This is a genomic window from Planctomyces sp. SH-PL62 (assembly GCF_001610895.1).
Classification (GTDB): domain Bacteria; phylum Planctomycetota; class Planctomycetia; order Isosphaerales; family Isosphaeraceae; genus Paludisphaera.
On the sequence record NZ_CP011273.1, the window covers coordinates 1865929 to 1878114 of the forward strand.

The window sequence follows — 12186 nt, forward strand, 5'->3', positions numbered from 1 at the left end:
TCGATGAGCCTGTCCGATCTCCGTCGCGATTACCTCCGCCACAGCCTCCTGGAGCAGGACCTCGACCCCGACCCGATCCGCCAGTTCGAGCGCTGGTTCGCCGAGGCCCTGGCGGCCGACGTCGTCGAGGCCAACGCCGCGACCCTGGCCACGGCCACCCCCGACGGCCGTCCCTCGGCGCGGATCGTCCTCCTCAAGGGCTGCGACCCTCGCGGCTTCACCTTCTTCACCAACTACGGCAGCCGGAAGGGACGCGAGCTGGAGGCCAACCCCCACGCCTCGATGCTCTTCTTCTGGAAGGACCTGGAGCGGCAGGTGTCGGTCGAGGGCCCGGTCGAGCGGGTGTCGGCCGAGGAGTCCGAGGAGTATTTCCAGAGTCGCCCCCTCGCCTCGCGGATCGGCGCCTGGGTCTCCAAACAGAGCCAGGTCATCCCCGGGCGCGAGCACCTGGAACACCTGTTCCGCGCGTACGAGGCGAAGCACGCCGACGGCGTCGTCCCCCGGCCCGATTACTGGGGGGGCTTCCGCATCCTCCCGGAAACGATGGAGTTCTGGCAGGGTCGGACCAGCCGGCTGCACGACCGGCTCCGCTACCGCAAGGCCGCCGGCGAGGCCTGGACCATCGAGCGGCTCTCCCCATGAATCGCGAACCCCCACCCGAGCCCGCCGCCCCGACGACGAATCCCCCGCGGCCACCCTGCCCGGCCTGCGGCGCGATCCCCCAGGGGGACGACCTCGACGCCCCTTGCCCCCGATGCGGCCGGGGCGACTGGTTTACCTGGAGCCGGAGCGACGACGGCGCCCCCGTGGCGCGGCCGAAGTACGACCTGAGAGACCCTGGGCCGCTCGACCAGTTCCTGAAATCGGTCGAATTCCGCCCCGGCGACCGCCTGATCCTCGATCTTTCCGATGTCCATTACATCGCCAGCGAGGCCCTCGGCCGCCTGCTCAGCCTGCGCAAGCGGCTGATCGGGGCCCAGGGCCGGCTGACCCTCCGACACCTCGACGCGGACCTCCAGGAGATCCTCCGCGTCACCCGCCTGGCCTCGTTCTTCGAGATCGAACCGTGAGCGCCGGGCGGTGAGGGCGGCGGGTCCGCGGAATCAGGTCGCGGGGAGGATCGTCCGTGCGTTGCCCCGCCGGATCGCCTCGGACGGTTCGGCGGGAAGGGCCGATTCCTTGAGCTGGAAGTGCGCCGCCTCCGGATAGAAGAAGGGGGCGTGCGAGCCGAAGAGGAGCCGGTCGGGGCCGATCTGGGCGACCAGTCTTTTCAGCCCTTCCAGCCCTTCGAGGAGCGCAATGTCGACCCAGACCTCGCCCGCCGCAAGGAGCCGCCGCAGCGGGTCCCCGCTCAGGGTCCGCAGTGCGTTGAGGATCACGATTTTGGGCTGGGAAGGCCGGGCGAGAAGGGGGATGAGCCGCGCCGGATCGACCCTCGGCAGGTCCTTCAAAAGCGGGTGCAAGGTCCGCTCGTCCTGCATCCTCAGGGCGATCTGGACGATCAGGCCGCGCCGGCCGGCCTCGTCGAGCAGGTCGGTGACGGCGGGGTCGTCCAGGGGGTAGCCGTGGTAGTCCGGGTGGAGCCGGACGCCGGGCATCCCGTGCTCCTCGTGACATCGACGGACCTCTTCCCGCCAGTCGGGCAGCATCGGGTCGATCGCGCCGAAGGGGCGGAGCAGGCCGTCGCCGTGGCGGCGGCAGATCGCGACGGTCCGCGCGTTCACCGCCCCGAGATCCTGGTGCAGGAGGGCGTCGAAGTTGCCGACCCAGGCTTCAGTTACGCCCAGGGCGCGAAGGCGGGCGACGAGGGTTTCCGGCTCGTCGGCGGGGAGCCGGCGGAAGGGCCATCGGGAGAGCGAGACGTTGACGTCGATCATGCTTCGATGCCCTTCGCCCGGAGGATCGGCAGGAGGAGTCGGCGAAGGTTCTCGCCCAGGATGAGCCGGCGGTCGGCCTCCGAAATCTCGGCCCCGAAGACCTTCGCGAGCTGCGTGGCGAAGGATCGGCCGGGGGCGTCGCTGCCGTAGAGCACGCGCTCCGCCCCCAGCTCGCGGACGGCCGTCTCCACGATCCCGGCCGTCGCGTCGCCCCCGCCCAGGTCGACCGCCACGTTGGGGGAGGACCGGACGGCCCGGAGGCCCAGCTCCCACTGGCCGCCGATGTGGCCGCAGACGAAGGAGGCGTCCGGGTGCCTGGCTGCGAGGGCCGCCAGGTCCGAAGGGGTCGACTCGCCCGGCAGGTTCCCTTTCGCCTTGATCCAGGTGTGCTGGAAGATGAGCGCCTTGAGGGCCTGCGCGTGCCGGACCAGGGCGTCGGCCTCGGGCGAATCGCAACGGCGGGCGACCCAGAGCTTGAGGCCGACCATCGGCCCGTCTCGGACGCAGCGGTCGATCTCGCGGATGCTGGCCTCGACGTGCGCCGGGCTGACGTAGACGAACCCGAAGGCCCGGTGCCGCCAGTGCTCAAGCGCCCGGAGCACCTGGTCGTTCTGGCGGACCAGCTCGGCCGGCGAGGGGTCGGCGATGAACGGGTCGCCCATGAAGACGATCAGGCGGTCGATCGCCATCCGGTCGGCGGCGACGACGAGCCGGGCCATCGCTTCCTCGGGCGTCCGTTCGCCGCTGCCGGCGAGATGCGTGTGGAGGTCCCAGATCACGGCGAGACTCCCGGTTTCAATCCTGGATCCGCAGTAGGAAGGCGATCAGGTCGGCCATCTCCGGCGGGGTGATCGACGTCTCCAGCCCCTCCGGCATCAGCGACTTCCCGGTTCCGGCGATCTCCGCGAGGTTGCGCCGGAGGATGGTCTCCTCGACTCCTTCCCGGCCGCGCAAGGTGACGCCGGAAGGGGTCTCGGAGGCGACGAGCCCGGACGCGACCCGGCCGTCGTCGAGGGCGACGGTGTATTCGAGGAACTCGGGCGAGACCTCGCGGTTGGGGTCGAGGATGTTCACGAGGATCTCCTCGGCCGTGCGCCGCCGGACCCCGGCGAGGTTGGGGCCGACGGCGTGCCCGCGCTCGCCGAGCTTGTGGCAGACCATGCACTCGCGGTCGAAGACGGCGCGGCCCCGATCGGGATCGCCGGGAGTCTCCAGGATCGGCTTGAATCGCGCGACGGCCTCGGCGCGGGGGCCGACGGCCTCGGCGGCGAACAGGGCCTGGGCGCGCGCCCGGACCGCCGGGTCGTTGTCCGCCACCAGCAGGGTGCGGCGGGTCGGCGGGATCTGCCCGACGGCGACCGTCCCCGCCTCGACGGCGTCGAGCAACGGGCCGAGCCACGCGCGGCGGCCGAGGAGTCGCGCCGCGACCTCGGTGCGGAGCCCCGGCGTGTAGCCTTTCCACGGCCCGAGCAGGATCCCGGCCACCTCCGGCCGGTCGAACCCGGCGAGAGCCTTCACCGCCGCCGACTGGAGGGCGGGGGGCTGGTCCGGGCCGAGCAGGGGGGCGAGGACGGCGGCGGCCTGATCGTAGTCCATCTGGCCGAGGATCGCCGCGGCACGCACCCGGGCGGCGGGCGTCGCGGACTCGTCGGGGGCGGTGCTCGCGGCCGTGGCGAAGAGGGCGTCGAGCCAGGCGGTCGACTCGGGCGGCAGGCCGACCAGGCCCGAGAGCCGCCGCCGGTTCCGCGCGAGTCCGTCCCCCAGGCCGAGGGCCGCGTCGGACGCCGCGTCGTCGCGTCCGCCACGAGACAGGGCGGCGAGGACGCGGCCGATCTCATCGTCTTTGCCGCGGGCCCCGACGACCAGGGCGAGCGACCGCAGCAGGGAGGCCCCGTCACCGGCGGCGGCGAACCCGCCGTCCCCCTGGAGCCGTTCGAACAACCCGGCCGGATCGACCGTCGCGGAGCTGAGCACGGCCGTGCGGATCCAGGGGTCGGCCGCGTCCCGCCGCGCGATCGCCGCCAACGCCGGCGCGGCGGCCTCGCCGGGGATCTCGCCGAGGGTGAAGGCCACCTGGAATCGGACCCTCGGCTCCGGGTCCTCGGCCAGCCTGAGCACCGCCTCGCGCAGCTCGGGCGATCCGAGCCTCGGTTCGGCCAGCCGGACGGCATGCTCCCGGAGGTGCGGCGAAACGTCGCCGAGCGTCAGGAGAAGGTCGGCGTCGCTCAGGGCGGCGAGCCCTTCCAGCGAATAGAGCGCGTGGAGCCGGCCGACGGCCTCGCGGGAGTCGCGAAGCAGGGCTTTCAGGAACGGGACGGCGGCGGCGTCCTGGCGCTCGAAGAGCAGCCGGTGGGCGGTGTCGCGGTGCCAGCCGTTGGGGTGCTCCAGGAGCTTGACGAGCGTCTCCACGTCGGCGTCGCCCAGCAGGGGGGCCCTCCTGTGGACGAAGTCGGGCGGGGCCAGGCGGTAGATCCGGCCCCGGTCTTCGCCGCTGCGGAGATCCAGCCTCGCCAGGATGTCCTCGGGGATCGACCAGGGGTGCTCGATCGTCTCGCGATACATGTCGAGCACGTGGAGCGTGCCGTCGGGGGCGTTGACGAAATTGACCGGGCGGAACCAGGTGTCGGTGGAGGCGACGAACTCGACCCGGTCGTCGGCGCGGGTCGCGCGGAAGGTCACGCCGTCGGGCTCCACACGCATGCGATGCACGAGGTTGTTCGCGACCTCGCCCAGGAAGAGCTGGCCGCGATAGGAGTCCGGGTAGGCGTCGCCCCGGTAGACGGTCAGGCCGCTCGACGAGGTGAGGCTGCCGCCGGCGACCAGCTCGCTGCGGGGCAGGGCCTTGCCGACCTCCGTCCAGCGCCGGGCGCGGAGTTCGCGCCAGGGCTCGGGGGGGCTCACCCGGTACATCGGGATCGCGTCGCCGGCCTCGGCTGCGTCGTGCAGCACCTTCGGGGTGGGGAGGAACAGGTTGCGGGCGAGGTAGCGGGACGGCAGCACGACGTGCTCGGCCGGGTTGCGGATGTCGCAGAGGAAGCGGTCGCCCCAGTCGTCGAACGTGTTACCGAACCTCGCCCCGCCCGAGACGACCTCGACCCGCCCGGAGCCGGGGTCGAACCGGAAGTCGCGACGGGCGACGTCGACCCCGGCTTGCTCCGGGGCGTCGGTCGGCCGGATCTTGCCGCCGTTGCTCGAACCGGCGCCGTAGACCTTGTGGTCGAGGCCCCACTGGAGGTTGTTCATCACCGCCTGGACGTTGTACTTGCGGAAGCCGGTGAGGACCTGCCGCCGCTCGTCGGCCTTCAGGTCGCCGTCGTGGTCCTTGAGATACCAGACGTCGGGGGTCGCGGCGACGAACACGCCCCCCTTCCAGACGGCGACGCCCGTCGGCCAGGAGAGCTTGTCGGCGAAGATCTCGCTCCGGTCGAAGACGCCGTCGCCGTCGTCGTCGATCAGGATCCGGACGCGGCCGACCGGGGGGTCCTGGTTGTCGGCGAACGGGCGATCCTTCGCAGCGTCGACGTGCGGGTAGTCGGTCATCTCGACGACGTAAAGCCGCCCGTTTTCGTCGTAGGCCGCCGCCACCGGGTCCATGACCAGCGGCTCGGCCGCCAGGAGGTCCAGCCGAAATCCCGCCTGCATCCGGAACGACTTCGCCGCCTCGGCCGGCTCTTGCGGGGCGAGCCTCGGCAGCGGGTCGTCGGCGCCGAGGATGGCGAGCGTCAGCAGGGCGAGCCCCGCCTTGAGTGACCGATTCATAGCACCACCCGGTAAGGCTGCCGTGGCCCGAGGGCGACGGAGGAACGGCCGTCCTCCGGTCTCATCGACAGGCCCGAAGCCTGGACGCCGGCCGCGACGGTTCCGGAAGATAACCCGCCCCGGCCGGGGGAGCAATCCGGCAGGCCGGGCCTTGCTTCCCAACGCAGGCGCGGCCGGCTGAAGCTTCGCCGCTCGGCCCCGGTCGTTCGACATTGGCAGCGGTGCGGCGGTCGGTTACGCTGGGGAGCTTGAAGCGAGTGCGGGGAACGCCCCGGCCTGCGCAGGGTTCGGGGAGAGCGGAGACGCGGCCGAAGATGCTCCAGATCAAGTTGCCGGATGGGTCGATCAAGGAATATCCCGAGGGGACCAGCCCGCGCGAGGTCGCGGCCGGGATCGGCAAGCGGCTGGCGGAGGCGTCGATCGCGGCGGTGGTCGACGGCGCGATCGTCGACATGGACCGCCCGCTGGAGATCGGCGACCCAGCGAACGGGGCGATCGAGCTGAGGCTCCTGACCTCGCGCGACCGCGAAGCCCTGGACGTCCTGCGGCACTCCACCGCGCACATCATGGCCCGCGCCGTCATGCGGCTCTTCCCGGGGGTGCGGCTGGCCTTCGGGCCGACCACGGCCAACGGCTACTATTATGACATGGAGGTCGACGGCCGGAGCATCTCCGAGGACGACTTCCCGGCGATCGAGGCCGAGATGGCCAAGATCACCAAGGAGGCCGAGCCCTTCGAGCGGTTCTCGCTCCCCGTCGACAAGGCCCGCGAGTTCGTCGCCGACCTCGGCCAGACGCTCAAGGTCGAGCACATCGACGAGGAACTGGCGAAGTTCGGCGTCCTGAGCTTCTATCGCCAGGGCGAGTTCGTCGACCTCTGCCGCGGCCCCCACATCCCCAACGCCGGCAAGCTGGGGGCGTTCAAGCTCCTCTCCATCGCCGGGTCGTACTGGAAGGGCCGCACCGACCGGCCGATGCTCCAGCGGCTCTACGGCACCGCCTTCTTCGACAAGAAGGAGCTGGACGCCTATCTCGCCCAGGTCGAGGAGGCCCGCAAGCGCGACCACCGCAAGCTCGGCAAGGAGCTGGGCCTGTTCACAATCTCGCCCCTGGTCGGCCCCGGCCTGATCCTCTGGATGCCCAAGGGCGCCATCATCCGCGGCCTGCTCGAGAACTTCATGAAGTCCGAGCTGATGAAGCGGGGGTACCAGCCGGTCTACACCCCGCACATCGGCAAGGTCGACCTCTACAAGACCAGCGGGCACTATCCGTACTACAAGGATTCGCAGTTCCCGACCCTCAAGATGCCCGCCGACGCCTCCGCAAAGGAGCTGCTCGACGGCCTGATCGCCGGCAACGTCGACGACGACGCCCAGCGCGTCCTGCTGGGCAAGGCCGGCATCCCCGAACGCCTGCCCGACGCCGCGTCGGAGACCAAGTTCACCCGGCCTTACTTCGAGATGAGCGTCGCGGAGCGGATCGGCTACCTCGAACAGACCTGCGAGTTCGAGGAATACCTGCTCAAGCCGATGAACTGCCCGCACCACATCCAGATCTTCGACGCCCAGCCCCGGAGCTACCGCGAGCTGCCGCTCCGGCTGGCCGAGTTCGGCACCGTCTACCGCTACGAGCAGTCGGGCGAGCTTTCGGGCATGACCCGCGTCCGGGGCTTCACCCAGGACGACGCCCACCTGTTCTGCACCCCGGACCAGGTCCGCGAGGAATTCCGGGCCACGATGGAGCTGACCCAGCACATCCTCGGCTCGCTGGGGCTGGCGGACTACCGCGTCCGGCTCTCCAAGCACGACCCCGAAGACCCCAAATACCAGGGCGCCGCCGGCGACACCTGGCGCCAGGCCGAGGAAGACATCCGGTCGGTGCTCGACGAGATGGGCCTGCCGTACGAGGAGGCGACCGGCGAGGCGGCCTTCTACGGCCCCAAGGCCGACTTCATCGTCCGCGACTGCATCGGCCGCCAGTGGCAGCTCGGGACGGTCCAGCTCGACTACGTCCTCCCCGAGCGGTTCGGCCTGGAGTACGTCGGCGCCGACAACCACACCCATCGGCCGGTGATGATCCATCGCGCGCCCTTCGGCAGCATGGAGCGGTTCATGGGCATCCTGATCGAGCACTTCGCCGGCGCGTTCCCGCTCTGGCTGGCGCCTGAACAGGTCCGCATCCTGCCCATCTCCGAGAAGGCCGCCGACTACGCCGAGACCGTCCTCAAGCGGCTCACCGACGCCGGCTTCCGGGCCACGCTGGACCACCGCCCGGAGAAGATCGGGGCCAAGATCCGCGACGCCCAGCTCGACAAGATCCCGGTCATGTTCGTCGTCGGCGCCAAGGAAGCCGAGGCCGGCGCCGTCGCCTACCGCGACCGCGTCGCCGGCGACCAGGGCGTCATGAGCCTGGACGAAGCGCTCGCCCGCGTCCGCAAGGAAGACGACGAGCGCGTCTTCCACCAGGCCGCCCCGCTCGCCCCCCCGACGACCGGCGACGAGTCGGCCGAAAACCATGAGTATTGAGACCTCGCCGGCCGTCCCAATCGGCGAGTCGCAGATCCGCGAGGCCGTCGAACGGCTCGCGCCGTGGGTCCACCTGACGCCGGTGGCGACCTCGCGGACGCTCGACGAGCGGGCCGGCGCGTCGGTCTTCCTCAAGTGCGAAAACCTCCAGCGGGTCGGGGCGTTCAAGTTCCGGGGGGCGATGAACGCCCTCCTGCAACTGGACGACGCGAGCAAGGCGGCGGGGGTCGTCACGCACTCTTCCGGCAACCACGCCCAGGCCCTGGCCCTGGCGGGGAAGCTGCTGGGGGTCCCGGTGACCGTCGTGATGCCCGATACGGCCCCCCCGATCAAGCAGGCGGCCACGGCCGGGTACGGGGCGACGATCCGACTCTGCGAGCCGACCCTCGCCGCCCGCGAGGCGGCCGTCGCCGACGAGATCGCCCGCAAGGGGCTGACGCTCGTCCATCCGTTCAACGACTGGAACGTCATCGCCGGCCAGGCGACCGCCGCGTGGGAGCTGCTCGACCAGGTCGGGCCGCTCGACGCCGTCGTCGTCCCCGTCGGCGGCGGCGGCCTGCTCGCGGGAACCGCCCTCGCCGTGAAGGCGCGGTCCCCCGAAACCCTCGTCATCGGGGTCGAGCCCGAGCGCGCCGACGACGCCCGGCGCTCGCTCGCCTCGGGCCGGATCGAGCCCTCCGGCGACCCCCAGACGATCGCCGACGGACTCCGCACCTCGCTCGGCGAACGCCCGTTCGCCGTCATCTCCCGCCAGGTCGACCGGATCGAGACCGCGAGCGAGGCCGCCATCGTCGACGCCCTCCGCTTCCTCTGGGAACGTCTCAAGCTCGTCGTCGAACCCTCCAGCGCCGTGGTCGTCGCCCCGCTCCTCGAACGCAAGCTCGACCTCGAAGGCCGTCGGATCGGCGCCGTGCTCAGCGGCGGCAACGTCGACCTGGGCCCGTTCTTCGACGCCCTCGCCGCCCGCTGGCTCTGACGCCCAGCAATCGGCCCCACGATTGGCTTCGTTCGCAACCCCCGTCGACCGAACCCAATCGACGCAAATCCAACATAGCAATGACTTTACGGCCGGATTTCGGCTTTGGAAATTGGGTTCGTCCGGCGGTTTTCGTCGCATCGCGTCAAGCGTCCCCGCAGCGATTCGCGACGCCCAACGGCCGAGACTTCGAGGGCCGAGGCGCACCGTCGCTTACCTTGACGATGCACCTTGGAACCCGGTTACGGCGAGGAATCCGCCCTCGTCGCAGATCTCATCCCTTCCCCCCTCGCGGCGAAGGGGGAGGACGAGAACGGAAACCGCCGGCGGTTCAGGCGGCCGGTCTGCGAATCCCGACGGCGCCCCTGCCCGCCGTCCCCGTCATCAAGCCCTTCCCCCCTGGCGGGGGAAGGTGGCCCGAAGGGCCGGATGAGGGGGGGACGAACACCAAGACCGTCGGCGTTTCAAGCGGCCGACCTGCGGAATCTGACGGCTCCCGTGCCGGTCTTCCCTCTCATCTGACGCCTTCGGCGTCTGGCTTACTCCGCGAGGGGGGAAGACGGTTGTCGAGCACGAAGACCGTCGGCGTAAACTGAGTCTGGGTCGCGAACCCCGACGGCTTCCCGGCCCGTCACCCCCTCATCTGACCGCTTCGCGGTCTGTCTTCCCCCGCGAGGGGGGAAGACTTTCCTCGCACGGAAGCCAGAGGCCTTTCGAGTTGAGGAGGCCGCCGGGATCCGGGGCCGGGCCCTAACGCCCCTCGCACGCCGTCGACGCCCGGCCGGGCCGGCGGGGCCACGGGTCGGGCGGGCCGAGCGACGCCGGGTGTTTCCGGCGGGGCATCGTCAGGGGAGAAGGTCTGATCGCGTCGGGAGCGACCGTCGCCGTGCGAAACTCCGCGGGGGCCTTGTGCGGGGGGCGATCGGCCCGCAAGATCGGGGCGGTCGTGGAATCTTCCGCTTGCGCTTCCGAGAACGTTCATGACAATCCTCGCGTGGCTCGCCGTCGTCGACCTGCTCGCGGTCGTGTTGCTCACCGCGCGCCGGGTCGACGTGCGCCTCGTGCTCTTGCTGGGGGCGTTGCCGCTGTTCGCGGCGGCCGGCGGGCCGGGGATGGTGGAGATGATGCGGAAGGTGGCCGCCGAGATGTCGAACGCGGCGACCATCGTGCCGATCGGCTCGGCGATGGGGTTCGCGTACGTCCTCCGGATGACGGGGTGCGACGGCGAGATGGTCCGGCTCCTGCTCCGCCCGCTCCGTCGAGCCCCTGCGCTGCTGGTTCCGGGGGGAATCGCGGCGGGCTATCTCGTCAACACGACGATCGTCAGCCAGGCGGGGACGGCGGCCGTGCTGGGGCCGATCCTGATCCCGCTGCTCCGGGCGGGGGGGCTCGACGCGGCGACCGCCGGCGCGGTGCTCCTGATGGGGGCCTCGATGGGGGGCGAGCTGTTCAACCCCGGCGCGGTCGAGATGCGGAAGCTCTCCGAGCTGACCGGGATCGCCGGGCACGAGGTCGTCTCGCGACAGGCCCCGCTCAATTTCGCGGCCTGCGGCTCGGCCTTGCTCACCTTCTGGATCCTGGCCGCGCGGCGGGCGCGGTCGGAGTCGGAAGCGGACGTCGAGGCCGAGGATGGTCTCGGGCAGATGCGGGTCAACCCGTTCAAGGCGATGATCCCGATCGCGCCATTGGCGATCCTGTTCATGGACGGGGCGATGGGGCCGAGTTCGCCGCTGGTCGAGTTCGCGGGGCCGTCGAAGATCCTGACGGCGATGCTCGTGGGCGTGCTCCTGGCGTGGGCGGCCGTGCCGAAGACCGGTTCGCGGCTCGCTCCGGAGTTCTTCGAGGGGGCGGGCTACGCCTATACGCACGTCATCTCGCTGATCGTGGCAGCGTCGACCTTCGCGGAGGGTGTGCGGCGGAGCGGGCTGATCCAGGTCCTGGTGCGGCTGCTGGGCGATCAGCCGGCGCTCGCGCCGATGGCCTCGGTGGTCATCCCGTGGAGCCTGGGGGTGATCTCGGGGAGCGGGATCGCGCCGGCGGTGGCGATCATGGAGTTTTTCGTGCCGGCGGCCGAGCACCTGGGGCTCGACCCGGTCCGGATCGGGACGCTTGCGTCGCTGGGCGCGCACTTCGGCCGGACGATGAGCCCGGCGGCGGCCGTCGTGGCCATGTGCGTCCGGTTGTCGGGCGAGTCGGCGACGAATTTGATACGCCGGGTCGTCCCGCCGCTCCTGGTCGGGATGGCGGTCATGATCGTCGTCAGCGTCCTCCGTCTCTTCTGACGCGAGGCGATCGACTTGTCGCCGGCGTCGGGGATTGGTATCCGTAAAGGCTTACGCACGCCCGTGGTGCCCGATCCCGAAACGCCAGCCCGAGGGGAGCCCGTCCAGCCGTGGCCGACAACCATTCGTTCGACGTGGTCAGCGAGATCAACCAGGTTGAGATGCACAACGCCGTCACGCAGGCCCAGCACGAGTGCACCGTGCGCTACGACTTCAAGGGGACCAAGGCGGCGATCGAGTACAACAAGAAGGACAACACCCTGACGCTCACCGGCGATCACAAGGGACAGCTCGAGACGGTCCTCCAGGTCCTCAAGGAGAAGATGGCGAAGCGCGGGGTTCCGGTGAACGCCGTGGTCCGCGGCAAGCTGGAGGAGGCCTCGCACGACTCGGTGCGCGAGACGATGACGATCCATTCCGGGATCGAGTCGGACGACGCCCGCAAGATCGTCAAGGAGGTCAAGCAGATGAAGATCAAGGTCCAGGCCCAGATTATGGACGACAAGGTCCGGATCACGGGCAAGAAAGTGGACGACCTCCAGGCGGTCATCGCCCACCTGAAGGAGAACGGACCGGAATATCCTCTCCAGTTCGTCAATTTCACCTGACCCTCTCGACCGCACCGCGCCGGCAGGGTCGAAGGCCCGACCGGCGGGTACGGGGTGAAGCGACATCCTCCCGACGCCGATCTGATAGAGACCTGGCTGTGATCCGGGCTCGCGGATCGGCGAGAGGCCGCCCGGACGGACTATCGAGGAGGATGACGG

Annotated in this window: 9 protein-coding genes; 6 read left to right on the top strand and 3 right to left on the bottom strand. The window is 70.6% G+C overall.

Annotated elements, in window-relative coordinates; translation table 11 throughout:
* Positions 1-3: 3 nt before the first annotated feature.
* Positions 4-642 carry a pyridoxamine 5'-phosphate oxidase gene (gene pdxH / locus VT85_RS07180; RefSeq protein ID WP_068412624.1) on the top strand — a complete coding sequence of 213 codons (639 nt, stop codon included), beginning with the start codon at positions 4-6 and terminating at the stop codon, positions 640-642.
* Complete coding sequence (locus VT85_RS07185) at positions 639-1070, top strand: STAS domain-containing protein (protein WP_068412627.1); 432 nt, start codon at positions 639-641, stop codon at positions 1068-1070. Before pdxH ends, VT85_RS07185 begins: the two co-directional genes overlap by 4 nt.
* 33 nt (positions 1071-1103) lie before the next feature.
* Here the strand turns inward: VT85_RS07185 and VT85_RS07190 are convergent, their stop codons facing one another.
* The 3 genes from VT85_RS07190 to VT85_RS07200 are packed head-to-tail and all read right to left on the bottom strand — an operon-like array spanning position 1104 to position 5636.
* Positions 1104-1877, bottom strand: coding sequence for an amidohydrolase family protein (locus VT85_RS07190; RefSeq protein WP_068412630.1), 774 nt, complete (start codon positions 1875-1877; stop codon positions 1104-1106).
* Positions 1874-2656, bottom strand: coding sequence for an amidohydrolase family protein (locus VT85_RS07195; protein WP_068412633.1), 783 nt, complete (start codon positions 2654-2656; stop codon positions 1874-1876). The genes VT85_RS07190 and VT85_RS07195 overlap by 4 nt, the downstream gene beginning before the upstream one ends.
* 16 nt (positions 2657-2672) lie before the next feature.
* Positions 2673-5636 (bottom strand): PVC-type heme-binding CxxCH protein, encoded by a 2964-nt coding sequence (locus VT85_RS07200; protein WP_068412636.1) that lies wholly within the window; start codon positions 5634-5636, stop codon positions 2673-2675.
* A 314-nt stretch (positions 5637-5950) separates the two neighbouring features.
* On the opposite strand from VT85_RS07200, the gene thrS reads away from it, so the two are divergent.
* From thrS to VT85_RS07220, 4 genes are all read left to right on the top strand, one after another.
* Positions 5951-8161 carry a threonine--tRNA ligase gene (gene thrS / locus VT85_RS07205; protein WP_068412639.1) on the top strand — a complete coding sequence of 737 codons (2211 nt, stop codon included), beginning with the start codon at positions 5951-5953 and terminating at the stop codon, positions 8159-8161.
* The gene (locus VT85_RS07210; RefSeq protein WP_068412642.1) at positions 8151-9137 is read left to right on the top strand and encodes a pyridoxal-phosphate dependent enzyme; all 987 of its coding nucleotides are present in this window, start codon (positions 8151-8153) and stop codon (positions 9135-9137) included. Before thrS ends, VT85_RS07210 begins: the two co-directional genes overlap by 11 nt.
* 980 nt (positions 9138-10117) lie before the next feature.
* Positions 10118-11419, top strand: coding sequence for a C4-dicarboxylate transporter DcuC (gene dcuC, locus VT85_RS07215; RefSeq protein WP_068412645.1), 1302 nt, complete (start codon positions 10118-10120; stop codon positions 11417-11419).
* 110 nt (positions 11420-11529) lie between these two features.
* Positions 11530-12027: a YajQ family cyclic di-GMP-binding protein gene (locus VT85_RS07220; protein WP_068412647.1), complete on the top strand. Its 498-nt coding sequence runs from the start codon at positions 11530-11532 to the stop codon at positions 12025-12027.
* Positions 12028-12186 lie beyond the last annotated feature (159 nt).

Coding starts and splice junctions, on each gene's coding strand:
- pdxH (WP_068412624.1), top strand. CDS start 4: ATGAGCCTGTCCGATCTCCGTCGCGATTACCTCCGCCACAGCCTCCTG.
- VT85_RS07185 (WP_068412627.1), top strand. CDS start 639: ATGAATCGCGAACCCCCACCCGAGCCCGCCGCCCCGACGACGAATCCC.
- VT85_RS07190 (WP_068412630.1), bottom strand. CDS start 1,877: ATGATCGACGTCAACGTCTCGCTCTCCCGATGGCCCTTCCGCCGGCTC.
- VT85_RS07200 (WP_068412636.1), bottom strand. CDS start 5,636: ATGAATCGGTCACTCAAGGCGGGGCTCGCCCTGCTGACGCTCGCCATC.
- thrS (WP_068412639.1), top strand. CDS start 5,951: ATGCTCCAGATCAAGTTGCCGGATGGGTCGATCAAGGAATATCCCGAG.
- VT85_RS07210 (WP_068412642.1), top strand. CDS start 8,151: ATGAGTATTGAGACCTCGCCGGCCGTCCCAATCGGCGAGTCGCAGATC.
- dcuC (WP_068412645.1), top strand. CDS start 10,118: ATGACAATCCTCGCGTGGCTCGCCGTCGTCGACCTGCTCGCGGTCGTG.